Annotated in this window: 21 protein-coding genes and 5 pseudogenes; 10 read left to right on the top strand and 16 right to left on the bottom strand. The window is 60.8% G+C overall.

The features are described from left to right. Positions 1 to 51: 51 nt before the first annotated feature. The 7 genes from paaA to paaF all read right to left on the bottom strand — a co-directional run bounded on the left by paaA (position 52) and on the right by paaF (position 7,445). Positions 52 to 1,041: a 1,2-phenylacetyl-CoA epoxidase subunit PaaA gene (gene paaA, locus HP547_RS04000; RefSeq protein ID WP_172285580.1), complete on the bottom strand. Its 990-nt coding sequence runs from the start codon at positions 1,039 to 1,041 to the stop codon at positions 52 to 54. 196 nt (positions 1,042 to 1,237) lie between these two features. Further along, positions 1,238 to 2,557, bottom strand: coding sequence for a phenylacetate--CoA ligase PaaK (gene paaK / locus HP547_RS03995; RefSeq protein ID WP_172285579.1), 1,320 nt, complete (start codon positions 2,555 to 2,557; stop codon positions 1,238 to 1,240). Positions 2,558 to 2,678: 121 nt separating this feature from the next. After that, a complete protein-coding gene (pcaF, locus tag HP547_RS03990; RefSeq protein ID WP_172220965.1) occupies positions 2,679 to 3,899 on the bottom strand; it encodes a 3-oxoadipyl-CoA thiolase in 1,221 nt (406 codons plus the stop codon). Further along, positions 3,892 to 4,332, bottom strand: a complete 441-nt coding sequence (paaI, locus tag HP547_RS03985) for a hydroxyphenylacetyl-CoA thioesterase PaaI (RefSeq protein WP_172285578.1) — start codon at positions 4,330 to 4,332, stop codon at positions 3,892 to 3,894. The genes pcaF and paaI overlap by 8 nt, the downstream gene beginning before the upstream one ends. Then, positions 4,325 to 5,842, bottom strand: a complete 1,518-nt coding sequence (paaH, locus tag HP547_RS03980; protein ID WP_172285577.1) for a 3-hydroxyacyl-CoA dehydrogenase PaaH — start codon at positions 5,840 to 5,842, stop codon at positions 4,325 to 4,327. The genes paaI and paaH overlap by 8 nt, the downstream gene beginning before the upstream one ends. Before the next feature lie 2 nt (positions 5,843 to 5,844). Beyond that, the gene (gene paaG, locus HP547_RS03975; protein WP_172285576.1) at positions 5,845 to 6,636 is read right to left on the bottom strand and encodes a 2-(1,2-epoxy-1,2-dihydrophenyl)acetyl-CoA isomerase PaaG; all 792 of its coding nucleotides are present in this window, start codon (positions 6,634 to 6,636) and stop codon (positions 5,845 to 5,847) included. 35 nt (positions 6,637 to 6,671) lie between these two features. Continuing rightward, positions 6,672 to 7,445 carry a 2,3-dehydroadipyl-CoA hydratase PaaF gene (gene paaF / locus HP547_RS03970; RefSeq protein WP_172285575.1) on the bottom strand — a complete coding sequence of 258 codons (774 nt, stop codon included), beginning with the start codon at positions 7,443 to 7,445 and terminating at the stop codon, positions 6,672 to 6,674. 353 nt (positions 7,446 to 7,798) lie between these two features. Between paaF and paaY the strand changes: the two genes are divergently transcribed. From paaY to HP547_RS03950, 4 genes are all read left to right on the top strand, one after another. Next, positions 7,799 to 8,398 (top strand): phenylacetic acid degradation protein PaaY, encoded by a 600-nt coding sequence (paaY, locus tag HP547_RS03965; protein ID WP_172220950.1) that lies wholly within the window; start codon positions 7,799 to 7,801, stop codon positions 8,396 to 8,398. A 77-nt stretch (positions 8,399 to 8,475) separates the two neighbouring features. Beyond that, on the top strand, positions 8,476 to 9,399 hold the full coding sequence (paaX, locus tag HP547_RS03960) for a phenylacetic acid degradation operon negative regulatory protein PaaX (protein ID WP_175586110.1): 924 nt from the start codon (positions 8,476 to 8,478) through the stop codon (positions 9,397 to 9,399). A gap of 124 nt (positions 9,400 to 9,523) precedes the next feature. Further along, positions 9,524 to 9,877: a helix-turn-helix domain-containing protein gene (locus tag HP547_RS03955; RefSeq protein ID WP_372242854.1), complete on the top strand. Its 354-nt coding sequence runs from the start codon at positions 9,524 to 9,526 to the stop codon at positions 9,875 to 9,877. After that, positions 9,877 to 10,086, top strand: coding sequence for a hypothetical protein (locus HP547_RS03950; protein ID WP_256676253.1), 210 nt, complete (start codon positions 9,877 to 9,879; stop codon positions 10,084 to 10,086). The genes HP547_RS03955 and HP547_RS03950 overlap by 1 nt, the downstream gene beginning before the upstream one ends. Positions 10,087 to 10,130: 44 nt before the next feature. Here HP547_RS03950 and HP547_RS29890 read toward each other — a convergent pair. From HP547_RS29890 to HP547_RS03935, 3 genes and pseudogenes are all read right to left on the bottom strand, one after another. Further along, positions 10,131 to 10,292, bottom strand: a pseudogene (locus tag HP547_RS29890) (Na+/H+ antiporter NhaA); the annotation flags it as partial. Between the two features lie 147 nt (positions 10,293 to 10,439). Continuing rightward, a complete protein-coding gene (locus HP547_RS03940; protein WP_172285574.1) occupies positions 10,440 to 11,963 on the bottom strand; it encodes a TolC family protein in 1,524 nt (507 codons plus the stop codon). A 33-nt stretch (positions 11,964 to 11,996) separates the two neighbouring features. Then, a pseudogene (locus tag HP547_RS03935) lies at positions 11,997 to 15,404 on the bottom strand (VCBS domain-containing protein); the annotation flags it as partial. Between HP547_RS03935 and HP547_RS03930 the strand changes: the two are divergent. Continuing rightward, positions 15,405 to 16,343 (top strand): annotated as a pseudogene (locus tag HP547_RS03930) (OprD family outer membrane porin); the annotation flags it as partial. It lies immediately after the preceding pseudogene. Positions 16,344 to 16,485: 142 nt separating this feature from the next. Here HP547_RS03930 and rfaD read toward each other — a convergent pair. Beyond that, the gene (gene rfaD, locus HP547_RS03925) at positions 16,486 to 17,517 is read right to left on the bottom strand and encodes an ADP-glyceromanno-heptose 6-epimerase (protein ID WP_172285572.1); all 1,032 of its coding nucleotides are present in this window, start codon (positions 17,515 to 17,517) and stop codon (positions 16,486 to 16,488) included. 312 nt (positions 17,518 to 17,829) lie between these two features. Between rfaD and HP547_RS03920 the strand changes: the two are divergent. Both HP547_RS03920 and HP547_RS03915 read left to right on the top strand, forming a co-directional pair. Beyond that, positions 17,830 to 18,383 (top strand): annotated as a pseudogene (locus HP547_RS03920) (SDR family NAD(P)-dependent oxidoreductase); the annotation flags it as partial. Further along, complete coding sequence (locus HP547_RS03915) at positions 18,380 to 19,387, top strand: zinc-binding alcohol dehydrogenase family protein (protein ID WP_172285571.1); 1,008 nt, start codon at positions 18,380 to 18,382, stop codon at positions 19,385 to 19,387. The pseudogene HP547_RS03920 and the gene HP547_RS03915, both read left to right, overlap by 4 nt. A 56-nt stretch (positions 19,388 to 19,443) precedes the next feature. Here HP547_RS03915 and HP547_RS03910 read toward each other — a convergent pair whose 3' ends face one another. Then, entirely contained in the window at positions 19,444 to 19,716 is a 273-nt protein-coding gene (locus tag HP547_RS03910; RefSeq protein WP_172285570.1) for a PepSY domain-containing protein, read from the bottom strand. A 240-nt stretch (positions 19,717 to 19,956) separates the two neighbouring features. Between HP547_RS03910 and HP547_RS03905 the strand changes: the two genes are divergently transcribed. After that, entirely contained in the window at positions 19,957 to 20,391 is a 435-nt protein-coding gene (locus HP547_RS03905; RefSeq protein ID WP_172285569.1) for a GFA family protein, read from the top strand. Positions 20,392 to 20,982: 591 nt separating this feature from the next. Beyond that, positions 20,983 to 21,093 (top strand): annotated as a pseudogene (locus HP547_RS03900) (DUF1264 domain-containing protein); the annotation flags it as partial. 7 nt (positions 21,094 to 21,100) lie between these two features. On the opposite strand, the gene HP547_RS03895 reads toward HP547_RS03900, so the two are convergent. From HP547_RS03895 to HP547_RS03880, 4 genes are all read right to left on the bottom strand, one after another. Continuing rightward, positions 21,101 to 21,889 (bottom strand): EAL domain-containing protein, encoded by a 789-nt coding sequence (locus HP547_RS03895; protein WP_172285568.1) that lies wholly within the window; start codon positions 21,887 to 21,889, stop codon positions 21,101 to 21,103. Between the two features lie 489 nt (positions 21,890 to 22,378). Continuing rightward, positions 22,379 to 22,879, bottom strand: a complete 501-nt coding sequence (locus tag HP547_RS03890) for a ferritin-like domain-containing protein (RefSeq protein ID WP_172285567.1) — start codon at positions 22,877 to 22,879, stop codon at positions 22,379 to 22,381. Between the two features lie 30 nt (positions 22,880 to 22,909). Further along, positions 22,910 to 23,140, bottom strand: a complete 231-nt coding sequence (locus HP547_RS03885; protein ID WP_172229838.1) for a hypothetical protein — start codon at positions 23,138 to 23,140, stop codon at positions 22,910 to 22,912. Positions 23,141 to 23,156: 16 nt separating this feature from the next. Beyond that, entirely contained in the window at positions 23,157 to 24,038 is an 882-nt protein-coding gene (locus HP547_RS03880) for a manganese catalase family protein (protein WP_172285566.1), read from the bottom strand. A 271-nt stretch (positions 24,039 to 24,309) separates the two neighbouring features. Here HP547_RS03880 and HP547_RS03875 point away from each other — a divergent pair, with 271 nt between their 5' ends. Continuing rightward, the gene (locus tag HP547_RS03875) at positions 24,310 to 25,512 is read left to right on the top strand and encodes a zinc-dependent alcohol dehydrogenase (protein ID WP_172229835.1); all 1,203 of its coding nucleotides are present in this window, start codon (positions 24,310 to 24,312) and stop codon (positions 25,510 to 25,512) included. Positions 25,513 to 25,518: the final 6 nt, after the last annotated feature.

Here is a 25,518-nt window from a genome sequence, read left to right as displayed (position 1 = left end):
ACTTCGTAAAGGGTCCAGACAGACATTTTCGATCTCCGCATCAATCGCCGCTCAAGCGGCGCTCTTGTTCTGTTGCTTGCGCGCGTAGGCCACCGCGGCCTCGCGTACCCAGGCGCCGTCGTCGATGGCCTGGCGCCGGGTGGCGACACGTTCCTGATTGCACGGGCCATTGCCCTTGAGCACTTCGTAGAACTCGTCCCACTGGATTGCACCGAAATCGTAGTGGCCGCGCTCGGCGTTCCACTTCAGTTCCGGGTCGGGGGCAGTGCAGCCGAGCAGTTCCAGTTGCGGCACGGTCTGGTCGATGAAGCGCTGGCGCAACTCATCGTTGGTCTGGCGCTTGATTTTCCAGGCCATCGACTGAGCGCTGTTGGGCGAGTGCTCGTCGCTGGGCCCGAACATCATCAGCGACGGCCACCACAGGCGGTTGATGGCGTCCTGGACCATGTCGCGCTGGGCCTGGGTGCCGTGACGCATCATGGTCAGGAGCATTTCGTAGCCCTGGCGCTGGTGGAAGCTCTCTTCCTTGCAGATGCGGATCATGGCGCGGGAGTAGGGGCCGTAGGAGGTGCGCTGCAGCACCACCTGGTTGACGATGGCGGCGCCATCCACCAGCCAGCCCACCGCGCCCATGTCGGCCCAGCTGAGGGTGGGGTAGTTGAAGATGCTCGAGTACTTGGCCTTGCCGCTGTGCAGCTTGGCGATTTCTTCATCGCGGTCGGCGCCCAGGGTTTGCATGGCGCTGTACAGGTACAGGCCGTGGCCGGCTTCGTCCTGGATCTTGGCCATCAGTTGCAGCTTGCGCTTGAGGCTGGGGGCACGGGTGACCCAGTTGCCCTCGGGCAGCATGCCGACGATTTCCGAATGGGCGTGCTGGGAGATCTGCCGGATCAGGGTCTGGCGGTAAGCCTCGGGCATCCAGTTCTTGGCTTCGATCTTGATCTCGGCGTCGATCTTTTCCTGAAAGTTGCGTTCCTCGGGGGACATTTCTTCCAGCGACTTGACCCGCTTGACTCCGGTTTCCACTAGCTGTGCGTACATGTGTTCCGACTCCTGCTAAGGCATGAGTCATTTGTAAGCGATACAAAACATAACGTCAAACATATTTGTGTGTATCGAATAATATTTGTGTATCGCTTTCGGGCCTCTTCGCGGGTTCACCCGCGAAAGGGCCGGCAGATAAAATGCAAAAAAAAGCCCCGGACAATGCCGGGGCCTGGAAGGCAAGCCGAACGGGTCAGCTGGCCAAGCGTTTGTCAAAGACGTGGCAAGCCTTGCCCTCGGAGCGCTTGAGCGAGCCGCAGGGCTGCAGCTGTACCTGGGTGCTGATGCCGATGTAGGTCTTGATCTGCTTGCTGAGCTCGCCGGTCAGCAGCTTGCGCTGGCCCTCATCGAGGTGCTGGCACTCGCCACGCAACTCCACATGCACCTCGACACTGTCGAGATTGCCATTGCGATACAGATGAATCTCGTACATCTCTGAAAGCTGTTTTATTTTAAGCACCTGTTCTTCGATCTGGGTCGGGAACACGTTGACCCCGCGAATAATCAGCATGTCATCGCTGCGGCCGGTGATCTTGCCGATCCGCCGCATCGGCCGGGCCGTACCGGGCAGCAAGCGGGTCAGGTCGCGGGTGCGGTAGCGCACCATCGGCAGGGCTTCCTTGCTCAGCGAGGTGAATACCAGCTCGCCCAGCTGGCCGTCCGGCAGGACCTGACCGGTGACCGGGTCGATGATCTCGGGGTAGAAGTGGTCTTCCCAGATGGTCGGGCCGTCCTTGGTTTCAATGCACTCCATCGCCACCCCGGGGCCCATGATTTCCGACAGGCCGTAGATGTCGAGGGCGTTGATGCCCAGGCGCTGCTCGATGGAACGGCGCAGCTCGTCGGTCCACGGTTCTGCGCCGAAGATTCCCAGACGCAGCTTGAGGTCGTGCGGGTCGATACCCTGGCGTTCGATCTCGTCGGCCAGGTTGAGCATGTAGGACGGGGTGACCATGATGATGTCGGGCTGGAAGTCGCGAATCAGCTGCACCTGCTTCTCGGTCTGGCCGCCGGACATGGGGATCACCGTGCAACCCAGGCGCTCGGCGCCGTAATGCGCACCCAGCCCGCCGGTGAACAGGCCATAGCCGTAGGAGACATGCACCTTGTCGCCTTTGCGCCCGCCAGCGGCGCGAATCGAGCGGGCGACCACATTGGCCCAGGTGTCGATGTCGTTCTGGGTGTAGCCCACCACGGTCGGCTTGCCGGTGGTGCCACTGGACGCATGCAGGCGCACCACGTCTTCCTGGGGCACGGCGAACATGCCGTAAGGGTAGTTGTCGCGCAGGTCGTTCTTACCGGTGAAGGGGAACTTGGCCAGATCTTCAAGGCATTTGAGGTCGTCGGGGTGTGCGCCGTACTCGGCAAAACGCTTGCGATAGAGCGGCACGTTGTCGTAAGCGTGCTTCAGGCTCCAGCGCAGGCGCTCCAGCTGGTGCTGGCGCAGGGCGTCGATACTGGCGGTTTCCAGCGGGTCCAGCAGGGCACGATCGGCATCATGGTACATGTTCATGGCTTCACTCGAATTGTTCTTGTACGCCGCGCGGCAGCGGTTGCAGGCCGCACGGTGAGTGTCATGAGCGCAGCATATACGGCTGCGTTCGGTTCGGTAACAGGCCGATGGTCCGAGCCGCTCAGAGGCGCTCGATAACCATGGCAATGCCCTGGCCGACACCGATGCACATGGTGCAGAGCGCATAACGGCCAGCGGTCTCTTCCAACTCGTGCAAGGCGGTGGTGACCAGGCGTGCACCGCTCATGCCCAGCGGATGCCCGAGGGCGATGGCACCGCCATTGCGGTTGACCCGCGAGTCGTCGTCGGCCAGGCCCAGCTCGCGCAGCACGGCCAGGCCTTGTGCGGCGAAGGCCTCGTTGAGTTCGATGACGTCCAGGTCTGCCAGCGACAAGCCGGTGAGTGCCAGCACCTTGCGGGTTGCCGGTACCGGGCCGATACCCATCAGCCTGGGTTCGACGCCGGCTACGGCCATGCCGACGATACGGCCACGGGCCTTCAGGCCGTGCCGGCGGGCAGCGTCACTGCTGGCCAGGAGCAGGGCGCAGGCGCCGTCATTGACCCCGGAGGCGTTGCCGGCGGTGACGCTGCCACCCTCACGAAACGGAGTACCGAGCCGGGCCAACTGTTCAAGGGTGGTATCGCTGCGCGGATGTTCGTCGTGCACGACCACTTTGGCCGGGCCTTTGCGCTGGGCGATCTCGACCGGCACGATTTCCCGTGCCAGCCGGCCACGCGCCTGTGCCGCTGCAGCCTTGTGCTGGCTGCGCAGGGCAAAGGCATCCTGGTCGGCGCGGGAAATACCGAACTGCTCAGCCACATTCTCGGCAGTTTCCGGCATCGAGTCGGTGCCAAAGCCACGCTGCATCAGCGGGTTGACGAAACGCCAGCCGATGGTGGTGTCGAACAGCTCGGCCGAGCGGCCGAACGCCTGATCGGATTTGCCCATGACAAACGGCGCACGCGACATCGATTCGACACCACCGGCCAGCATCAAACCGGCCTCGCCACAACGCAGGGCGCGGGCGGCACTGCCGATGGCATCCAGGCCAGAACCGCACAGGCGGTTGAGGGTGGTACCCGGCACTTCAAGGGGCAGCCCGGCCAGCAGGCTGGCCATATGGGCGACGTTACGGTTGTCTTCGCCGGCCTGGTTGGCACAACCGAGGATCACATCGTCGACGGCTTTCCAGTCCAGTTCGGGGTGGCGCTGGAGCAGGGCCTTGAGCGGGATGGCCGCGAGGTCATCGGCGCGCACGCTGCTCAAGGCCCCGCCGTAGCGGCCGATGGGTGTGCGCACGGCGTCGATGATCAAGGCATCGGCGAGGGAGTGTTCAGTCATCTTGGGTCTCCTGCGCCAGCACGGTGCCGCGCACTTTGTAGGATTTGCCATGGAACATCGCCACCAGCTCACCACGCTGGTTGTCGATGCGTACGTCGTACAGGCCGGTACGGCCTTTGCGGCTGACCTCGCTGGCATGGGCGGTCAGCACATCATCGCGCAGCGCTGGCGCCAGGTAATCGATGCTGCAGCCCAGCGCCACAGTGGCCTGGTCATAACTGTTGCAGGCAAAGGCGAACGCCGAGTCGGCCAGGGCGAACAGGAAGCCACCGTGACAGGTGCCGTGGCCCTGGATCATGTCGGCGCGTACCGGCATGCGCAGGCTCGCCCAACCCGGACCGGCATCCAGCAGGCTGATGCCCAGGCCCTGGCTGGCCTGGTCACGGGCATACATGGCGTCGGCACAGGCTTGTGCCAGTTCGGTTTCAGTCATGCAAGGTGCCTCCATTGGCTTCGCAACGGCGTAACAGCAGGGAAGGGCGATAGCGGCTTTCGCCGTAGCTGCGCTGCAGGTTGTCGAGCACGCGCAGGGTATGAGGGATGCCGACAGCCGCTGCCCAGGCCAGAGGGCCGCAGGGGTAATTGACCCCCGCGCGCATGGCCAGGTCGATGTCGGCGGCGCTGCCGACACCCTGCAGCACGGCATCGGCGGCTTCGTTGGCGAGCATGGCTACGGTGCGCAGCACTACCAGGCCGGGCAGGTCAGCAACCGCCGTCACCTTGAGACCGGCACGCTGGAGCAGCGCGACGGCGTGATCGCGGGCGCTGTCGGTGGTATCGGCTGACCAGGTGATTGCCAGTCGGCTGGCCGTGCTGTAGTCCAGCGCCAGATCCAGCAGCACCAGGTTGCGCAGCCCGTCTTCACGGGCGCGCTGGCTGGCCAGGCGGCCATCGGAGAGTGCCAGGGTGGCGTCGCCCACCTGGATCAGGCCACTGCCGGCACGCTGAGTGACGGCTATACCGTTCTTGCGCAGGCGTTCAACCAATGGCTGCATCACCCCCAGGCTGCCTTCGACCACGCAGGTTTCGGCAATGGCGGGGCTGTGCAGTTCTGCTGGCTGCGGGCGTTCGGCGCCTGCGGCATAGCTGTAGAAGCCTTGGCCTGTCTTGCGGCCCAGGCGACCGGCGTCCACCAGCTCTTTTTGCACCAGCGATGGCTGGAAGCGGAAATCGCCATAGAAGGCATCGAATACCGAGCAAGTAACCGCGTAATTGACGTCGTGACCGATCAGGTCAGTCAGCTCGAAGGCCCCCATGCGGAAACCGCCAGCGTCACGCAGCAATGCATCGAGGCTGGCGCAATCGGCGGCACCTTCCTGCAGTAGGCGCAGGCTTTCGGCATAGAACGGCCGCGCCACACGGTTGACGATAAAGCCCGGTGTGGAGCGCGTGCGCACCGGCTTCTTGCCCCAGGCCTGGGCGGTTGCGTAGACACAGGCGGCCACTGCCGGATCGGTTGCCAGGCCTGAGACCACCTCGACCAGCGCCATCAGCGGTGCGGGGTTGAAGAAGTGCATGCCCACCACCCGCTGCGGCCGCGACAACCCGGCAGCGAGGCTGGTGATGGACAGTGACGACGTGTTGCTGGCGAGTATGCAGTCTTTGCCGCACAAGGCTTCCAGCTGACTGAACAGCGCCTGTTTGACCTGCAGGTTCTCGACGATGGCTTCGATCACCAGGCCTGCATCGGCCAACGCTTCGAGCGTGTCGACCGGGCACAGGCGGGCGCTGATCGTTTCATGCTCGCCTGGCTGCAACTTGCCTTTTTCCACCAGCCGGGCCAGTTGCCGGTTGATGCCGTCCACCGCCTGGGCGGCGGCACCCGGGCGGGTGTCGTACAGTTTTACCGGGTGCCCGGCCTGCGCCGCGACCTGGGCGATCCCGGCGCCCATTGCGCCGGCACCGATCACTGCCACCTGCACATTGCTTGCGAGTTGGCTCATGATCAGCGCCCCGTGAATGACGGCGTGCGCTTGTTCATGAAGGCACCCACGCCTTCACGGTAGTCTTCGCTGCGCCCGGCCAGACGCTGCAGGTCGCGCTCCAGCTCCAGCTGCTGATCGAAGCCGTTGTCGAAACTGGCATTCAGGCTGCGCTTGATCAGCGCCAGGCCATAGGTGGGCTGGGTGGCCAGGTGACGGGCAAGGGCAAGGGCTTCGTCACGCAGCGCGACATCGTCCACCACGCGATGGATCAGCCCCCATTGCTGGGCCTGTTCGGCGCCAAGGCGCTCACCCAGCATGGCCAGCGCCTTGGCCCGGGCCATGCCGACCAGGCGTGGCAGCAACCAGGTGCCACCGGAATCCGGCACCAGGCCGATCTTGCAGAAGGCCTGGATGAAGCTGGCCGAGCGGGCCGCCAGCACCAGGTCGCAGGCCAGCGGGATATTGGCCCCGGCACCCGCCGCCACGCCATTGACTGCGCAGATCACCGGCAGCGGCAGGTCGCGCAAGGTGCGCACCAGGGGGTTGTAGAACCGGTCGATGGACTCGCCCAGGTCCGGCATGTCGGCCCCGGGCGCGACGTTGCGGTCGGACAGGTCCTGGCCGGCGCAGAAGCCACGGCCTTCACCGGTCAACAGCAACACCCGCGCCTCGCTGCTCTGGCGCACTTGCCTGAGCGCCTCGCGTACTTCCAGGTGCATGGCGGTGTTGAAGCTGTTCAGCTGTTCGGGGCGGTTCAACGAGAGGAGGGCGACGCCGTCCTCGATGGAAACCAGAATGTGCTGGAAAGTCATGACAGGCTCGCTCCGTCAGTCGAGGAAAGGGTGGGTCAGCAGCCCTGGAAACGTGCCGGGCGCTTTTCCTGAAACGCCTGAATACCTTCAGCGCGGTCGGCAGTGCCGGCCAGCAAAGTAAAGGCATGGCGCTCGAAACGCAGGCCGCTGGCCAGGTCGGTGTCGCCGGCCTTCAGCAGTGCTTCCTTGGCCAGCCGTACTGCCAGCGGCGCCTTGGCAGCGATGCTGCGCGCCACCTGCATGGCGCGCTCCACGGTAAGTTCCGGTTGGGTGAGTTCACTGACCAGGCCGGCCTGTTGGGCGTGGCGGGCGGTGATGGCTTCGCCGGTCAGCACCATCTGCATGGCCAGCGGCTTGCCCACGGCCCGCACCAGGCGCTGGGTGCCGCCAGCGCCAGGGATGATGCCGAGGTTGATTTCCGGCTGGCCGAAACGGGCGTCGCTGCCGGCGATGACAATGTCGGCGCACATCACCAGTTCGCAACCACCGCCCAGGGCATGGCCGTTGACGGCGGCAATCAGCGGTTTGGCGAACGCAGCGATGCTTTGCCAGTGGGCCACGCGTGGGTCATTGAGGATGCCGACCAGATCGCGCTCGGCCATCTCGCGGATGTCGGCGCCTGCGGCGAACGCCTTGCGGCTGCCGGTAATCACCACGGCGCCGATGTGGTCGTTCTGCGCGGCTGCGGCCAACGCTGCTGCCAGCTCTGCCAGCAGCTCGGTACACAGGGCGTTGAGTGCCTCGGGCCGTTGCAAGGTCATGAGCTGGACACCGTTCTCAGGCGCCTGCACATCGAGATATCGCGGCATGTCGGGTTCCTCTGGCTTCACGCACGGCACATCGTGGGGCCGGCATTTCTTGTTGTTTGCAGGGGCGTGGCGGTGGCTCACGACCGGGTGAAGTCAGTATATGCATAATGCGATACATTTAGGCAAGAATAACGATCTTTCTGTGTATCTCTTTATCCGAACGAGCAACGAAGCCATCATTCGCTGACATGACTGAATAACGGCCTAACCTCAAGCTTTTTAGGCCTAGGACCCTGATTATTGATTCTGATCTCCCAACCTTTCAAAAGCGATACATCCCAAATCGGATTGACGATGCATTTCCATGTGATACAAGATCGCATGGAACTTCAAATCATTTCAGGAGGTTTCCCATGCCTTGCTATCGACTGGATGGCCTGACGCCCGTAGTGCACCCGACGGCCTATGTGCACCCCAGCGCAGTGCTGATTGGCGATGTCATCGTCGGCCCTCGGTGCTATGTCGGCCCTTTGGCATCGCTTAGGGGGGATTTCGGTCGCATCGTGCTCGAGGAGGGTGCCAACCTGCAGGACACCTGCGTGATGCATGGCTTCCCGGGGGGCGACACTGTAGTAGAGCGCAACGGCCATGTCGGGCACGGCGCCGTACTGCACGGTTGCCGCGTAGGCGAAGACGCCTTGATCGGCATGAACGCGGTGGTCATGGATGGCGCCCACATCGCTCCACGCTGCATCGTCGCGGCAACCGCCTTCGTCAAAGCCGGGTTCCAATGTGAGGCGCAAAGCCTGGTGATGGGCTCGCCGGCGCAGGTCAAACGCCCGTTGACCGACCAGGAACTGGCCTGGAAACAGCGCGGCACCGCCGAGTACCAGCACCTGGCGCAGCGCTGCATGAACAGCATGGTCGAATGCCCGCCGTTGGCCCAGGCCGAAGCAGGGCGCCCACGCATGGAAGACACCGGTGTTCGGCCCAAAGGCCAGGTAACGGCATGAGCCTGCCAGCCTCACGTATTGGCCAGGCGGCCCGTCGCACAGGTATAGTCGGTGCTTTATCCGCGCACAGTTCGCCCATGAGCAATCTTGCCCCACTCAATACCCTGATCACTCGCTTTCAGGAGCAGACGCCGATCCGCGCCAGTTCCCTGATCATCACCCTGTACGGCGATGCCATCGAGCCCCACGGCGGTACGGTCTGGCTGGGTAGCCTGATCAACCTGCTGGAACCGATCGGCATCAATGAGCGGCTGATCCGCACGTCGATCTTCCGCCTGACCAAGGAAGGCTGGCTCACCGCCGAAAAGGTTGGCCGACGCAGCTATTACAGCCTGACCGGCACCGGCCGGCGGCGTTTCGAAAAAGCCTTCAAGCGGGTGTACAGCCCCAGCCAGCCAGCCTGGGACGGGGCCTGGACGCTGGTACTGCTATCGCAACTCGAGGCCGGCAAGCGCAAGGCCTTGCGTGAAGAGCTGGAGTGGCAGGGGTTTGGTGTCATGGCGCCGAACCTGCTGGGTTGCCCGCGGGCAGACCGCGCCGACCTGGCCGCCACCTTGCGTGACCTGGAAGCCAGCGACGACAGCATTGTCTTCGAAACCCACACCCAGGAAGTGCTTGCGTCCAAAGCGATGCGCGCCCAGGTGCGGGAAAGTTGGCGTATCGACGAGCTGGGGCAGCAGTACAGCGAGTTCATTCAACTGTTCAGGCCGCTATGGCAAGGGCTGAAGGAACAGCCGCAGCTTGATGCGCAGGATTGCTTCCTGGCACGCACGCTGCTGATTCACGAGTACCGCCGGCTGCTGCTGCGCGACCCGCAATTGCCTGACGAGCTGCTGCCAGGGGATTGGGAGGGAAGGGCTGCACGACAGTTGTGCCGCAACCTCTATCGCCTGGTATTCGCCAAGGCGGAGGAGTGGTTGAATGCCGCCCTGGAGACCGCAGACGGGCCTTTGCCGGACGTGAACGAGAGCTTCTACAAGCGTTTTGGCGGGTTGGCTTGATGAATTAATATCTAGCATGGTTAGCCTTATGCACCATAAGGTTTACCCCCATGAATATTAAATCTGTTGCCTTCATTTTTAATGCGTACTGTGGTTAACTTTAGGCAATTTAAGGTTGATCCCGGTGACCTTTATGGTTGAGTTCTTTCCTGTGGGATGTGCCGATACCCTCGGTAAAATCGGCTTGCTGGTCAAAGCACGACGCTTGGCGCTAGGCGTGCGCCAGGCCGACCTCAAGGAAGCGATCGGGGTTTCGCCACATGTGCTGCGCAAAATCGAGAGCGGATCGGAGCTGGTGGACTTGCGCTCGTTCATGCTCGTGCTCTGGCGGCTGGGTCTGAGCGATGTAGTCTTCACCTCGCTGGATGACCTGGAGAAACGTTCGCAGATCACACGTTTTGCCCAGGACGACGATGCAGCCGTGGGGATTGCAGCCAAGCGCGTGCGCCTGGCAAAACCCAAGCCTGAGGCGTTCTGATGTCCCGCGCCTACATCTATATGGAGCACCCCGAAACGACCGAGGTCGTGACGCTTGGCCGTCTTACCCTCAAAGGCAAGCAGGGAGAGTTCCTGTATTCTCCCGACCAGGTAGCACGGGGCGGCTGGGTGCCCGACCCGATCAATTACCCCCTGCGCGCCGAAGCCTACGCTGGCATTACCAAGAACCGCTCGCAGGTAATGACCTAGATATGGCCTGCGATGCGACGAGTTCGGAGCGTATGCTCAGGTAGACCGAAGCCCTGGTACACCAGCGCAGGCACCACCACACCACCGATGGCCGTCGCCATCGGAATGGAGGCTTGGCGCAGACTGGAGAGGGCGCCCTCGTGAATTTCCCGGCGGATCTCCATGCCAACCACCAGGAAGGAGGTGGTCATGAGCCCGTCGTTGATTCAGAAGTGCAGCGATTGGGAAAATAATTGGCGAAGGCGCGCTCGGCAATTTGCTGGGCGCGGGGCACTAGGTTTTTTTGCATGGGCGCAAGAACTCCCGCATGTCGCTGCTTGTTGAGGTAGTCGCCCTGATATCAGGGCGTCCGCTCAGCGTTCGGCTTGCTGTTGCCCTCCTGCCAGCAAGCTGTCCCGGCTCTGTTGTTCAACCGTGCGCTCAATGTCGCGTGCCAGCGTTTTCACATCGTGCTGGGCGATTTCCTTGGGCATCACGGCGAAGCCGATCGAGTTGTATAGCCTTCCCCACGCCGCTTGGGCATCTGAATAGGCGGCCTCACGTTGGTAGCGCGACAACAGCATTCGGCCCTCCGCGCGAATCAGCTCCAGTTCACTGCCCAGCGCGGCGTTGCGTGAGGACTGCGCGTAGTTGAGCAGGCTTTTGTCCACGCGCAGGCTTGCGTCGGCAAATTCCACTTCCTGTCGCGCCAGGTGGTAGCGCAGCACACCAACACGCACCTGCGTCAGGATTGCCATCGACAGTGCGGTGCGACGCATGTCGTCAGTCTTTTCCTGACTTTGTTGTGCCGCAGAGATGTCCGGGTACTGCAGCAGCCGCAGCAGGTTCATGGAGACATTGATGCCGGTCTGGTTCCAGTCGCTGTTGTACAGGTACTTGTTGGAATCGTACTCGTACCCGAAGTTGAAGCTCACATTTGGCCACAGCTGTGCCTTGGCGATTTTCAGGTCATTCATGCTGACGCGCTTGCGGTACCACTCTTCCATGATTTCCGGGCGGTGCTCCAGTGACAGGCGTTCCAGCTGTTCGACATTGCCGGTCAACAGTGGCAGCGGCTGTTCGCTGTTATCGGCCAGTACCATGCGGGTGTTGGGGGGCAGGGACATCAGCGCGGCCAACTCGGCACGGGCGAATTCCAGGTCCTGGCGGCGTACGGTGAGCATGTACACCGAATCGAGCAGGGCGCGCTGGTAGGCGAGGATGTCCTGGCGCGGCAGCAGGCCTTTGCCTTCGGCTTCACGGGCCGAGGTCAGGGCACGGTGGGTGCGCATCAGCAGGCCGTCTACCTCGGGCAGCAGGCGCTGTGCGCCAAGGGCACGCCAGTAGGCATTGCGCACGTCCTGCAGCACGTTCTGCGCGACCTTTTCGCGGCGCTCCTCCGCCATCAGCATCTGGTCATTCTTCTGCTGGGTACGGAAGTAGGCGACACCGAAGTCCAGCAGGCTCCAGGACAGGCCGAGGCTGTACAGGGTGCGATAGCGTTCTTCCGAGGTGGACGGGCGCAAGCTCACCTGGCGGTCTTCGATACCGATCGAGGTGCCGCCGGAATCGTTGTTGCGCCCGGCATAACCGGCAGAGGCCACCAGCCGCGGCAGCATCTCGTGGCTCGACACGTCGCGCAGGTCGGAGGCCAGCGCGCTTTCCAGAAGCTTCAGGCGGTAGTCGAGGTTGTACTTGAGGGCCCGCGCCGAGGCTTCATAGAAGGTGATCGGCCCGTGGACCGGCTCCTGCTCCTTGTACATGCGCGCCTGGTCCTCGATCACCCGCTGACGCATTTCGTCTTCGGTGTAAGGCTTGGGCTCGAAGGCCGAACAGGCACTGAGCAGCACACTGACGGCAGTGAAGGTGCTAAAGCTTTTCAAAGTCGAAACTGGCATAGACAGTCCTTGTTCAATCCGTGAATGATCGGCTCATGGGGCGCTACTGCCGCGGCGCTGGGCCGCTTCACGCAGTTGCGCACGGAAGCCGCGGGCAGACTGCGGCGGTTTCTCTGGCTGCGCCACCATGTCGGTGTGCGTGGTGGCCCACAGGGAAGGGTCGGGCAGCAGGCCATCTGCGGTCAGGCTGACTACCCCATGGCGGCCGTCGACCCAGTTCTGGTCCTCGGCGCTGGCTTGGCGGCTTTGCGCTACCGCGCCAGCGACGAACTGCCCGTTGACCTGGCCAAGCTGGCTGCCCAGCGACTGGCTTTCGACCTCGGGCGTGGCGAACAGGCGCACATCGCTGCCATCGGTGCCCCAGGCCGACAGCGTCAGGCTCTGGTTGATGCGCTCGACCACCGGTGCGACGAAGATGGCCGGGCTGACGTCTGGTAGTGGCAGCCTACCCAGGGTGTCGCGGCCATCGCGCCCGAGATACGGCCCAGGGGGGATGTACGGGGTGGAAATGTCCAGGGTAATGACCAGCTGGGCCTGGTCGGTGGCCCCGGCCAGGTCGCTGATGGTGTAGGTGAACGTGTCCCTGAGCACCTGGCCAAGGCCGGCCGCCGCCAGCACCTCGCGGTTGCTCAGGTCGATGGTATAGGTGTAACTGCCGTCGGCGTTGAGTACCAGGGTGCCGTACTGGCCGCCGATGGGCTGGCCGATTACGCCGAGTGCGCCAGAACCGGCTTCCTGGCCGGTGCGGATGGCCGTTACGGTCAGTGCGTCACCCCCGTCGACATCACTGTCGTTGGGCAGCACATTACCGCTTGTGTGCGGTACCGGGACCTGGTCGCTGGCACTGTTGCTGTCGTCACGGGCGACCGGGTTGTCGTTGGCCCCCTGTACGGTGACCGTCAGGCGCGCGTCAGCGGTGATGCCGTCGGTATCGCGCATGCGGTAGGTGAACACCTCCCTGAGCGACTCGCCCGCAGTGCGCATGGCCTGCACGATCGGGTTGCTGTTGTCGACGATGTACTGGTAAGTGCCGTCGGCAGTGATCAGCAGCGTACCGTACAGGCCCAGCAGTGCCTGGCCGGCCGTGGCCGTCTGGCCATTTTCGGCGGTGTACTGCAGGACAGTTTTCGTTTCGCCGTACTGCACGCCGTCGACATCGGTGTCGTTGTCCAGCACGTTGCCGCGCGGATCGACGCCGACAGTGCCATTGTTGACGCCGCCGGCTTCCACGGCGGTGGCAGTGTCGTCATTGGCCGCGGGGTAGTCGTTACGACCGTCGACGGTGATGGTCAGCAGACCATTGGCGGTACCGCCCCAGAAGTCGGCCAGCAGGTAGGTGAAATGGTCGACCAGGGTCTGGCCGCTGGTGCGCAGTTGTTGTACCGCCTGCAGGCTGTTGTCCAGCACGTAGCTCCAGCTGCCGTCGCCATTGAGGGTGAGGTCGCCGTACTGGCCACGCAGGGCCTGTCCGACCACGGTGGCGTCGGCTGGCAGCGGGCCGTCACCGCTCCAGAAGGCCAGTACCTCGAGGGTTTCCGGGAACAGGATGTTGATGGTGTCCGGGTCGCTGTCGTTTTCCATCACATTGCCAGCGGGGTCGCTGCCCGGGATGTTGTTGTCCACGCCACCGGCTTCGATGGCCAAGCCCTGATCGGGCACGGCAACTGGCGGCTGGTTTTCGCCGCGAATGAAAATGGACAGGGTAGCGGTGTCGCTCAAACCGCCGCCATCGGTGACCTGATAGGTATAGCGCTGGATGACGAAGCCCAGCGGGCCCAGCGCGATGATGGTGGGGTCGCTGGAATTGACCACGAACCGGTAGCTGCCGTCGGCATTCAGGGTCAGGGTGCCGAAGTTGGTGGTCAAGGTCGCGCTGCCGGTGAGCGGGTCGAGGGCAGGGTTGCTGCCCTCGGCGCCCAGGCCCACGGCGGTCACTACTTTGCTGTCGTTGGCGTCGACGTCGGTGTCGTTGTTCAGCACATTGCCCGTGGGGTTGCGCCCACCGCTGCCATCGTCGTCCACGGCCACCGCATAAGCGAAATCGTCGTTGGCTACCGGGGTGTCGTAACGGCCCTCGAGGGTGATGTTGATCTGCGCCTGCGAGGTGGCACCGTCGGTATCATGCATGCGGTAGCTGAAGGTTTCGCGCAGCTGCTCGCCAGCCTTGAGTGCCTGCACGGCGGCCAGGCTGTCGTTGACGGTATAGACGTAGTTGCCGTTGGCATCGATGCTGAGCGTGCCATAGGCACCGACGACCACGGTCGCACCGGCATTGACCTGGATGAAGGTGCCGCCGGCGGCGAGGGTGCCCAGGTAGATGCCATCGACGGTCTTGCTGTCGCCGGCATCCACATCACTGTCGTTGTCCAGGGCGTTGCCGCTGCCGGGCTGCCCCGGGGTGGCGTTGTCGACGCCCCCGGCCTCGATGGCGATGGCGCTGTCGTCTGTGGCGGTGGGGGTGTCGTTGCGGCCATGGATGACCACGGTGAAGGTGGCGCTGACGACCTTGCCGTTGCCATCGCTGACGCTGTACTGGAATACCTCGGTGAGTCGGTCGGCATCGGTCCGCAGGGCCTGCACCGCGCTGTTGCTGTTGTCTACCACATAGCTGTAATTGCCCTGGGCATCGAGCACCAGGCTGCCGTAGTTGCCGACCAAGGCTTGCCCAGGGGTGCCATTGATACCATTGGGGCTGACCACTGCGCTGATGGTCAGGGTATCGCCATCCGGGTCGCTGTAGGCCCCGCGGATGCTGCCGGCAGGGTCGAGGCCCGGTTGAGCGTTGTTCAGCCCGCCGGCTTCGATGGCATCGATGCTGACCGGGTTGACGATGGGTGGGTCATTGACCCCGGTCACCGTGATCACCAGTTGCGCCTGGTCGGTCAGGCCGCCGCTGTCATGGATCTGGTAGGTGAAGATCACGTCCAGGCTTTGCCCGGCAGTCAGCGTCCGGATCGACGGCTCGGCGCTGTTGACCGCGAAGCTGTAGCTGCCGTCTTCATGGAGGGTCAGCTGGCCGAAGCTGCCGATGATCAAGCTGCCGTCGGCCAGCCGCGCCACACTGCCAGTAATGGCGGCGGGCGCGCCGTTGGCCACCGGGCTTGGCACACCACCGGCATTTTCCAGGCCGCTGCGCACGCCGTCGACCTTGAGCTGGGTGGCGGTTGGCTGGTCCAGGTTGTCGACGTCAGTGTCGGCCCCCACGCCAGCATTGCCGGTGATAACGTTACCGCTGGCATTGACCGGCGCCGGGCTGCCGTCGCTCGCCCCGGCAGTTGCGCTGCCCTGGTCGTCCACGGCTACCGGTGCATCGTTCGCACCCTGAAGGGTGATGGTCAGGATATTGACCGAGCTCAGGCCGCCGGTGTCGGCCATCTGGTAGGTGAACACCTCGCTCAGGCTCTGCCCGGGGGAGAGTGCCTGCACGGCAGCATTGTCATTAGCGAGGCCCGGGTGGGCACACTGCAACCGAAGCTACCGATCCTCATGTCGAACGACGGTCGCCTGCTCCCGCAGACGTTCGAAGGCATACAGTTCACCAGTAACGATTTCGACAACCTGACCCTCACCGCCGGCCGGCTGGAACATGCTACAGGGCGGGCTTCCACTGACCGTACGGGCCTGGCAGTGTTGGGCGGAACACGGGAGAGCGACGCACTACTGTTTGCCGGAATCGATTACAACTTCACCAAGGGGTCGCTCGTTCAATACTACGCGGCCAACCTCGAGAACTACTACACCCAGCAGTTCCTGGGGTTGCAACATACGGTCGCCTTGGGGGCAGGGCAGTCGCTAAAGGCCGACCTGCGCTACTTCGACACCGGTGCCAGTGGTGCCAACGGCTCTGCCCGCGGTCGTGCCGAGGGTTACCGGGTCAACGGTTATACCCGTGATGGTTCTGGCGAAATCGACAACCGCACCTGGAGCGCGATACTCACTTATACCCTAGGTGGGCATGGGTTGACGGGTGGTTACCAGAGCGTTTCCGACGCCAGCGCTTTTGTTCAGCCCAATCAGGGCGCCTTGCCGGAAAAAGGTGCCGCTGGCGCGAGTGTCTACCTGTTCACCGACCGCATGCTCGCCACCTTCAACCGGGCGGGTGAGCGCACCTGGTTTGGTCAGTATGGGTATGATTTTGCCGCGCTGGGCGCCCCGGGGTTGCGTGCGTCGGTGGTCTACCTCAAAGGCGATGGCATCAAGACGATCTCCGGCATTGAGCAGAAGGAGTGGGAACGCGACCTTGCACTGGACTATGTCATCCAGACAGGGCTGTTCAAAGGTGTGGGCTTGAGTTGGCGCCAGGCTGCGCTGCGCTCCGAGGTGGCAGATGCTCAAGACCAGACTCGTGTGATTATCAGCTACACCTTGGCACTGTTTTGAGCTGTGATGAAGACGCTGACCGAGATGGTTTTGTTTCTGATGCCGCGGGTGGTGGATGCTGACATATAACTATGCTAAATGACTATTTAGCGTAGTTATTATGACCCTTACCAACCTGGCTGATGCAAAAGCGTACAAATCATCAAGCCACTCCTGCTTTACGTTCAACAGCAAGGGGCGGGCGGAACCCTCCCAGCAGCCAGTCGCAATACCGCGAAACGCCTTGCTCAACCGTTAACGTTGCTGCGTCAAAACCCTGCGCGCGCAAGCGTTCCAGGTCTGCGCACGTATGACACTGGTATTTGCCACGCAGGTGATCAGGGAAATCCCCATACTCCAAAACACCTTCGAGCAATGCCATCGCCAATGAAAGTGGTGGCTGCTCTTGTTGCGCGCGCAGGCGATTGATAACAGCCAGGGCGACATCGTTGAAGGTTTGTGCTCGGCCGCTGCCGACATTGTAGAGGCCGCTCAAGTGTGGGCGGTCCAGGAAGAACAGGTTGACCTTGATCACGTCGTCCACGGACACGAAGTCGCGCAGGTGACCACCGCTGGGGTAATCGCCATAGCTACCGAACAGCATGACCTTGCCGTTGACCTGGTACTGATTGAAACAGTGCAGCGCCACCGACGCCATCTGGCCTTTATGCTGCTCATGGGGCCCGTAGACATTAAAGTAACGCAACCCGACGATCTGGCTGCGTGCACCGGGTAGCTGCCGGCGGACGTGCTGGTCGAACAGGAATTTGGAATAGCCATAGACGTTCAGCGGGCGCTCACAATCGCGCTGTTCGCGAAAGTCCTGTCCCGCGCCGTAGACCGCTGCCGACGAGGCATACAACAGCGGGATCTGCTGTTGTTGCGCAACGGCCAGCAGTTCACGGCTGAACCGGTAGTTGTTGTCCATCATGAAACGGCCGTCGGCTTCCACGGTGCTTGAGCACGCGCCTTGGTGCAGTACCGCGCGCACGTTGCCGAACTGGCCAAGCCTGAAGCGCTCGAGAAAGTCGTCCTTGTCCAGATAGTCGGCGATGTCGCAGTCGGCCAGGTTGCAGAACTTGTCGCCATCAGTCAGGTCATCGACCGCAATAATCTCGGTTTCGCTGCGTTGATTGAGCGCCTGTACGAGATTGCTGCCGATGAAACCTGCGGCGCCGGTTACGATGATGCTCATAGGAGAATCCCCGTGAGGGTGCGGAGCTTCATTTTGAGTGCGGCAGGATGAGTGACCTTAACCTGGGTCATGGAAATGAGGGTTAAGGTGATTGTGGGGCTTGAGCTGTCTTCAAATCTGCGTGGCCTGGCCTCACGTGCAAAATGCGGAGGTTCGGATAATGCATATTATGTTAAATGCAGTATTACGATAGTGTGTGCTTGTTGTGTCCGTTTCCACTAACCCCCGTTGAGATTTTCACAAAACCCCGTTCCTGAAAAAACCAAGCACTTACCCGTCCCTACCTGTTCCACCTTCCCGCCTCCGACCTCACTTCGTGATGACGCCAGCATCACCCTGCTGGTGAATAATGCGGGTATCGGAACTCACACCAGCCTGCTGGATAGTGATGTCGAACGCATGGCCGAAATGATCAGCCTCAACATCACCGCCTTGACCCGACTGACCTACGCGGCCATTCCAGGCTTCGTCGCCCACCAGGAAGGCGCCGTCATCAACATTTCGTCCATTGCAGGCCTTGTGCCAGAGCTGCTCAACGGTGTCTACGGTGGCAGCAAGGCCTACGTCACCGCCTTCAGCCAATCCCTGCAAAAGGAGCTTGCAGACAAAGGCATCAAGATTCAGGCGATTCTGCCGGGAGCCACTGCGACCGACTTCTGCAGATCGGCGGCCTGCCTGTCGAGAACCTCGATCCCGGCATCGCCATGTCCGCTCATGACCTGGTCGACAGTGCCCTGGTCGATGTGAACGCCTCGCACCACTTTCATTACAAGCGTGAAAGTCTTACTGCTTTGAGGCTGTTTTTCGAGTTGATCGAAGCGAATAACCTGTGCCCACTTTTGATTTTCATAGAGGTAGCGCCATGAAGGCTGTCGTTTACACACAACCCGGATTACCTATTCAGGACGCTCAGTCTCTGTACGACGCGGAGCTCCCGGAGCCAAAAATCGGCGCCCGCGACCTGCTTATCGAAGTCCGGGCTATTGCCGTCAACCCGGTCGATACCAAAGTTCGGGCTAGCCGTGGTGGTGAGCAACCACAAGTTCTCGGCTGGGATGCTGTCGGTGTCGTCCGTGAAACTGGCCCAGAGGTAACGCTGTTCAAGCCAGGGGATGAAGTGTTCTACGCCGGTGCCATTGATCGACCCGGCAGCTACAGCCAGCTCCATGTGGTGGACGAGCGAATCGTCGGCCACAAGCCTAAGCGCCTGGACAATGCCAGTGCCGCCGCCCTGCCTCTGACGTCCATCACGGCTTGGGAGTTGCTGTTCGACCGTTTAGCCGTCGAAGAAAATGGCGGCGAAGGTCAAAGCCTCCTGGTGGTCGGGGCTGCGGGCGGTGTGGGCTCGATCCTGGTACAACTAGCACGCAAGTTGACGCAGCTTACAGTCATAGGCACGGCCTCAAGACCAGAGACTCAAGCCTGGGTGAAAGATCTGGGAGCCCATTATGTGATTGACCACTCCGAGTCGATCCCGCTTCAGGTGGAAGAGCTCAAACTGAATCCTATTGATTACGTAATCAGCCTGACGCACACCGACACCTACCTCCCGCAATTAGTGGAGGTGCTTCGTCCGCAAGGCAAACTCGCACTGATCGATGATCCGGCACAACTGGATGTCATGCCCCTCAAGCGCAAATCGCTGTCATTGCACTGGGAGCTCATGTTCACCCGCTCACTGTACAAAACCGAGGACATGATCAAGCAGCACCAACTCCTCGAACGTGTTTCGCAGCTGGTCGATGAGGGGATTTTGAAAACAACTGTTGGGGAGCACTTCGGGAGCATTTGTGCCGACAATCTCAAGCGTGCCCACGCCTTGATCGAAAGCGGCAAGGCCCGAGGCAAGATTGTCCTGGAAGGTTTCTGATCACGGCTCAAACAAAAGCCCGCGCCATAGCGCGGGCTCATCCGCATGCGGGATCATCAGTTGTCCAATTGGTCTTTGATGATCTTGCCATCGTGTGGGTCGACCTGGAATTCATACTGCTTGCCGTCAGCTTTCATGCCTTCCCCTTCCCAATGTCCGTCATCGGCCTCGATTTTGGTGATTTGCGTGTATCCGGCGCCCTTCAAAGTGGCTTCAGCCTGATCTTTGGTCACCTTCCAATCAGCACCAGGCTGGTCAGCCCATGCTGCAGAGCTTGCCAGTGCGCCAACCATGGCGAGGCCAGTGAACAGTCGAGTCATCGCTTTCATCGCTAACTTCCTTTTTCGTGACAGTTAACGATCCGACCCGCACGCTGGTCTCGCGGTTCACTTTGCGTGGTGGCCGACACTGTGTCCACATACCCCCTTCCAAGATCGCACCAGGTAGCGAGGGCTGATAGTGATTGCCGGGCCACCGACAGGAACCAGTTATCTCGTTAGAATTACCTAGCCGAGAACGGGGTATTCGCCAAATCCACTTTGCCTGCTCAGACTGGTTCAGAGAACGCTATGACTGATGAAAAGAACGATGATCGCCCTGTTTACCAGGCAGCCTGCCACTGCGGGACGGTGCGCTTCTCATTGCGCTTGACCGATGGTTTGCGTACCGCGCGTAGGTGCAATTGCTCGCTCTGCCGCATGCGTGGTGCCGTGGCGGTATCGGCCAACCTGAGTGATATCACTGTCACTGAAGGGGAAGAGGCGCTCACCCTCTATCAGTTCAACACACGCGAAGCTAAACACTACTTCTGCTCCAAATGCGGCATCTACACCTTTCACCAGCGCCGCTCCAAGCCAGACCAGTACGGGGTCAACGTGGCCTGTGTCGAGGGCATGAGCCCATTTGACTTCCCCGAAGTACCCGTTTACGAAGGCCGAACTCATCCCAATGACCGCGTTGGGAGAGGCTTTGAGGTCGCAGGATGGCTGAGATACAAAAGCTAGGATCTCGTCGTGTATTCAGTGCACGGTCTCATTCAAAAGACCCGCCATATGAGGCTGGTAGTCAATGAGTGGGATAGTTCAAACCTAGCGGGATTTTGCCTGCCCAGAATGTCCTGAAATAATTAGTCCGCGTGATACAAGCGAAACGGTCTAGGCTGTCCTGATGGAGATGTAATCAGGAGGCAAGGAATTGAGGAGGCTTACGCCAAGCGGCCCGGTGAGACGACTACGCGGGCAATGGCCTGGGGAACGAGTAGAGGCTGCTCACTTGCTGAAATGGGAGCCAAGATGGCGGCGGAGCCAGTGCTTGTCCGCACGTGAAGAGGCTGAACACCATGGCAAATCAAATGGCCGAGCTGGACGCGTACCTTGAACTACTCGCCCACATAGCCGACGAGCTTGAACAGCAAGTAGGGCCCTGCCCCACTACTCGACCCATGATGATCGCGTGGCTGACGGAATGGATTCGAAGTCCTGATGCTCTGGGCGAAATCAGGCGTGAGCTGCCTCGCCTGCCCCAGATATTGAAATCGGCATACCGCGAATGGGCTCACCTGGGTAGCGGCCAGTAGGTTGCCGCCACCAACACTGCTAGCCGAGAGCTATAAGGCGATGTGGCATAGCCACGGGTATGAAGTCTCGTCCGGTCAGTTGATTGCACCAGGTATTCCTGCACCTGCTGAGCACGCCTTGATAGTGCGCGGTCAGTTCATGACGAGGCAAGCCGCTCGATCAGGGGCAATCTATTTATCTCCGGCCGCGCGAAAAAATACCCTTGCATCAAATCAATCCCGAGCGCCCCCAGCGTTTGGCTCTCTGCGTCAGTCTCAATCCCCTCGGCTACAAGGGTGATGCCCAGCCGCTCGGCTACCAGGACGATACCGGCGACGATGGCTTGGCGAACTGGATCCTGACTGATTCCCCGAGTGAGTGCCATATCCAGCTTGAGTACGTCCGGCTGGAATTCCGCAAGCAGATTCAGACCTGAGTAACCCGAGCCGAAGTCGTCTATCGCAGTGGTGAAGCCCTGTCGGTCGTATTCCTTGAAGATTGCCTTCAAATGCTCAGTGTCTTCGATCCGCTCGCCCTCGGTCACTTCGAACATGAGCCGATTTGCAGGGAAGTCGAACGTTCGCGTGGCCTCCAGGGTCGCCCGAATGCAGGTGCTGGCCCGGTAGACGGCATTGGGCAGAAAGTTGATGCTCAATTTACATTCCGTCTTCCGCCCCAAGCCAAGCGCAGCAGCCTGCTCGATGGCCTTCACTCGGCAGGCCTGATCGAAGCGGTACAAATTGTGAGGCGTCACCTGGGCCAGAATGTCCGAAGCGCCTTCACCGTTCAGGCCCCGAACCAGTGCCTCATAGGCGAATGGTCTCCCTGAAGGGACATGGATGATAGGCTGAAACGCCATTGTAAAATCGAAACCCAGGCTCGCAGCGTCGCGACATTGAGAGCAGCCAATCGCTGTAAAGGGCTGAGGGAAGACAGGCTTGCTCATAAGTAGTAGTCGATGTACGTGAGTCCGGCTCTTGAGAATGCTTGAATTCCCTTCATAAGCCAATCTCTGCCCATCCTCGCTGGCTCTGGGTGGGTTCCAGAAAGCATCTCATCAGCACACATCCTGGGCGCGTCTCTCGTTCGCTTCACCGGGGGGCCGTATGATCAAGGTGAACCTTCCCTCGATGTTGACCCAAAGCTCTCGGGGCATGCTGAGTTCGAAGTGAATCAGCCAACCTCCATCTCCAAGTCCGAATACATCCCGTCCATACCGGGCTACCTCAATCTCACTGATGCACAGCGCGTCCGCGATCTCTTTATCAGTTGGTGCGCAATGCATCTGCATACTCCCAAGCGCTGACCGAGTGAGTGAGGTCATAAAACTCGACATACCGAAATGGTATCCGCATAACGCAGACCTTCGGCCAGGAACATGATTGAAATCGCAAATTCTTGGAAGCCCAGCGCGTCCCTGGCTGGGCCCGACCCGTTACTTCTCGAGCGTAGCAGCTTGATTGCCGCCCTCTTCGGCAATCGCTGACAGCTTCTCGTCAGCGGCTTTTTCTTCTGCGAGTGTGTCTGCCAATAGCGAGGCGGCCTCTTTCATGCCCAGGTGCTTCGCCATTGCAATCAAGGTGCCGTAACTGGCGATCTCGTAATGCTCGACCTTCTGGCATGCCCCTATGAGCGCCGCATCGAGCACTGCCCCCTTCTCGATTTCATCCAGCAGCTCTTTGCTTTCCTCAACCAGCCCCTCCATGGCTACGCACTTCATCCGCTTGAGTTTCAATCCAGCCGACTCTACCAACTGGTCAATGCGCTCTATCTGCCCCTGGGTTTCCGCCAGGTGTGAGGTGAACGCATCAGCCAAAAGCGGGTTGGTAGATGCCCGAGCCAAGCGCGGCAATGCTTTGGTGATCTGCTTCTCAGCGCTGTACACGTCCGAAAGCTCATGGATGAACAGATCTTCAACTGTCTTGCGAGCAACCATCGTCATTCTCCTTGGGTGTGAAAATCGGTGTTACTGCAGGGTGTGGCTCACCAGACTCTTGTGTAAGGACTCAGTCGGAAGCTTCAGGGGCAGATCGTTAGGCAGCACCGAGCCTACGCCGAACATGCCTATCGCCATCTTCACTCGCATCGCTCGGCAAGCCAGGCGCGAGTCGGCCTCAAACTCTGCCACCGCCGTGCTCATCAAATGCTCGAAGCCGATGTCAGCCTGAGCCTTATCCCTTCTTCTCGAAGTGCTCATTGCGGCCTCCTTCAATTCAGTCATCTTTGCCGTTGACCAAACCAGAACCCAGATCCGCACCGGTGACCGGATTACTGGTTGGATCGGACATCGTTCGCAGTTTCATGGCTTCCAGAACCGCCAGATCAGGCGCGGCCAGTTCCACCGAAGCAGTGCCATCTCCGCCATCAACGGCAGCCGATGGGTTCTCGACGTATTCCCATTCCTCGCCTTCATTCCAAGGGCCGCGCACATTCGGTTCACCCGACATGTTGAAATACTTGTTGGTGAACTCCGGCATGCCTGGAAGCTTGCCTTGAGGGAAGTTTGGCTGAATGGCGTGCAGCGCTTTTTCAAAAGAAAGCTGGTGCGCGATCTCCCGAGTCATCAGGAAGCCCAGGGCCTCTTTCACGCCTGGGTCGTCCGTCACGTTCATCAGGCGCTCGTACACGATCTTCGCCCGCGCTTCGGCAGCGATGTTGGAGCGGAAATCAGCCGTCGGTTCGCCGATGGTGTCGACATAGGCCGCACTCCACGGAACCCCTGCCGAGTTGGTGAGCGGAGCGCCGGCCCCATAGAGAATGCTGGTAATATGGGAATCGTTACCGGCCCCATTGATGGCTCGGTACAGCTCTCCCTCCTCCTCAACGCCCTCGGCAAGTCGGCCCTTGGCACCCTTGTTAAGCATCACGATGATCGAACCTACAATCTCCAGGTGACTCAGCTCCTCGGTGGCGATGTCCATCAGCAAGTCTTTGCGGCCTGGGTCATCCTCGGCGAGCGCCTGGGTGAAGTAACGACTCGCAGCGGCAAGCTCACCCTGAGCGCCGCCAAACTGCTCCAGAAGCAAGTTTGCAAGGCCGGGATTGGGCTGAGCGACGCGCACCGTATATTGCAAGCGCTTATTGTGAATAAACATATTTTTCTCCTCGCGGCTGATCAAGCGCCCAAATAAATGCGCGCCGTCTATGGATGGGAGCCAGTTGCACTCGATACGTGCTAGCGCACCACGCGTTTTCAGGACGAAAGGAAAAGTTGAAAAGGTTCAAGCCAAGTTTTATAAAAATATAAAAATAACCTCACCCCAACAGTTAGCGCCTAAGTTAACCACTGAATCAGTTTGTCTGAACTTTGTAACTGTCCATGGCTTCCCCTGCATAACCTCTGAACCTGATGCAGGAGAAAGCACCATGCGAGCACTGACCTACCACGGAGCAAACGATGTCAGGGTCGATACCGTCCCGGACCCCATCATCATGGAGGCGGACGATATAATCCTTCGGGTCACTGCAACCGCGATCTGCGGTTCTGACCTGCACCTGTATCGCGGCAAAATCCCTGAAACCGAACACGGCGACATCTTCGGCCACGAGTTCATGGGCATCGTCGAAGACGTCGGCAGAGACGTGACGAACCTGCAGGTTGGCGACCGTGTAGTGATCCCGTTTGTGATTGCCTGCGGTAGTTGCTTCTTCTGCCAGCACGATCTGTTTGCCGCCTGCGAAACCACAAACACCGGTCGCGGATCGATCCTCAATAAAAAAGGCATTCCACCAGGCGCAGCGCTGTTTGGGTACAGCCATCTGTATGGCGGCATCCCTGGAGGCCAGGCCGACTATGTCAGAGTACCCAAAGGTAACGTCGGGCCGTTCAAAGTGCCGACCACCCTCGCTGACGACAAAGTGTTGTTCCTCTCCGACATCCTTCCCACCGCTTGGCAAGCGGTCATCAATGCCGAGATCGGCCAAGGTTCGTCGGTAGCGATCTACGGCGCTGGGCCAGTGGGCCTACTGAGCGCCGCCTGCGCACGGATGCTGGGTGCTCACACCGTCTTCATGGTGGACGACAACGACTACCGCCTGGCCTACGCCCAGGAAGCCTACGGCGTCATCCCGATCAACTTCGAAAACGATGACGATCCCGCCGACAGCATCATTCGTCAGACACCCGGCATGCGTGGCGTAGACGCGGTCATCGATGCGGTCGGGTTTGAGGCCAAAGGCAGCACCACGGAAACCGTGATGACGGCTTTGAAACTGGAAGGCAGCAGCGGCAAGGCCCTGCGCCAGAGCATCGCGGCTGTGCGACGTGGCGGCGTCGTCAGCGTCCCCGGTGTCTATGCAGGGTTCATTCACGGCTTCATGTTCGGTGATGCCTTCGACAAAGGCCTGACCTTCAAGATGGGTCAGACCCACGTCCAAAAGTACCTCCCCGAGCTACTCGAACACATCGAAGCCGGACGCCTCCAGCCCGAGCTGATCGTCACCCACCGCCTTGCGTTGGAGGAGGCAGCCATGGGCTACAAGATGTTCGATCAGAAAGAGGACAACTGTCGCAAGGTGATCCTTGTTCCAGGGGCTGCATCAGGGACACTGGGCCCTGACTTCGTGTAGAGGGGT

The organism is Pseudomonas sp. CM27 (genome assembly GCF_013179515.1).
In the GTDB taxonomy this organism is placed as follows: Bacteria; Pseudomonadota; Gammaproteobacteria; order Pseudomonadales; family Pseudomonadaceae; genus Aquipseudomonas.
The sequence above is the reverse complement of the archived record's forward strand: the minus strand, read 5'-3'. Positions and strand labels throughout refer to the sequence as shown.

Bases quoted from the DNA above. Each gene is read 5' to 3' on its own strand.
- HP547_RS03950 (WP_256676253.1), top strand. From the start codon at position 9,877: ATGTCCCGCGCCTACATCTATATGGAGCACCCCGAAACGACCGAGGTC.
- paaG (WP_172285576.1), bottom strand. From the start codon at position 6,636: ATGACTTTCCAGCACATTCTGGTTTCCATCGAGGACGGCGTCGCCCTC.
- HP547_RS03895 (WP_172285568.1), bottom strand. From the start codon at position 21,889: ATGAGCAAGCCTGTCTTCCCTCAGCCCTTTACAGCGATTGGCTGCTCT.
- HP547_RS03915 (WP_172285571.1), top strand. From the start codon at position 18,380: ATGAAGGCTGTCGTTTACACACAACCCGGATTACCTATTCAGGACGCT.
- paaK (WP_172285579.1), bottom strand. From the start codon at position 2,557: ATGAACATGTACCATGATGCCGATCGTGCCCTGCTGGACCCGCTGGAA.
- paaY (WP_172220950.1), top strand. From the start codon at position 7,799: ATGCCTTGCTATCGACTGGATGGCCTGACGCCCGTAGTGCACCCGACG.
- HP547_RS03905 (WP_172285569.1), top strand. From the start codon at position 19,957: ATGACTGATGAAAAGAACGATGATCGCCCTGTTTACCAGGCAGCCTGC.
- paaH (WP_172285577.1), bottom strand. From the start codon at position 5,842: ATGAGCCAACTCGCAAGCAATGTGCAGGTGGCAGTGATCGGTGCCGGC.
- rfaD (WP_172285572.1), bottom strand. From the start codon at position 17,517: ATGAGCATCATCGTAACCGGCGCCGCAGGTTTCATCGGCAGCAATCTC.
- paaA (WP_172285580.1), bottom strand. From the start codon at position 1,041: ATGTACGCACAGCTAGTGGAAACCGGAGTCAAGCGGGTCAAGTCGCTG.
- paaX (WP_175586110.1), top strand. From the start codon at position 8,476: ATGAGCAATCTTGCCCCACTCAATACCCTGATCACTCGCTTTCAGGAG.
- pcaF (WP_172220965.1), bottom strand. From the start codon at position 3,899: ATGACTGAACACTCCCTCGCCGATGCCTTGATCATCGACGCCGTGCGC.
- HP547_RS03885 (WP_172229838.1), bottom strand. From the start codon at position 23,140: ATGAGCACTTCGAGAAGAAGGGATAAGGCTCAGGCTGACATCGGCTTC.
- paaF (WP_172285575.1), bottom strand. From the start codon at position 7,445: ATGCCGCGATATCTCGATGTGCAGGCGCCTGAGAACGGTGTCCAGCTC.
- HP547_RS03880 (WP_172285566.1), bottom strand. From the start codon at position 24,038: ATGTTTATTCACAATAAGCGCTTGCAATATACGGTGCGCGTCGCTCAG.
- HP547_RS03910 (WP_172285570.1), bottom strand. From the start codon at position 19,716: ATGAAAGCGATGACTCGACTGTTCACTGGCCTCGCCATGGTTGGCGCA.
- HP547_RS03940 (WP_172285574.1), bottom strand. From the start codon at position 11,963: ATGCCAGTTTCGACTTTGAAAAGCTTTAGCACCTTCACTGCCGTCAGT.
- HP547_RS03875 (WP_172229835.1), top strand. From the start codon at position 24,310: ATGCGAGCACTGACCTACCACGGAGCAAACGATGTCAGGGTCGATACC.
- HP547_RS03890 (WP_172285567.1), bottom strand. From the start codon at position 22,879: ATGGTTGCTCGCAAGACAGTTGAAGATCTGTTCATCCATGAGCTTTCG.
- paaI (WP_172285578.1), bottom strand. From the start codon at position 4,332: ATGACTGAAACCGAACTGGCACAAGCCTGTGCCGACGCCATGTATGCC.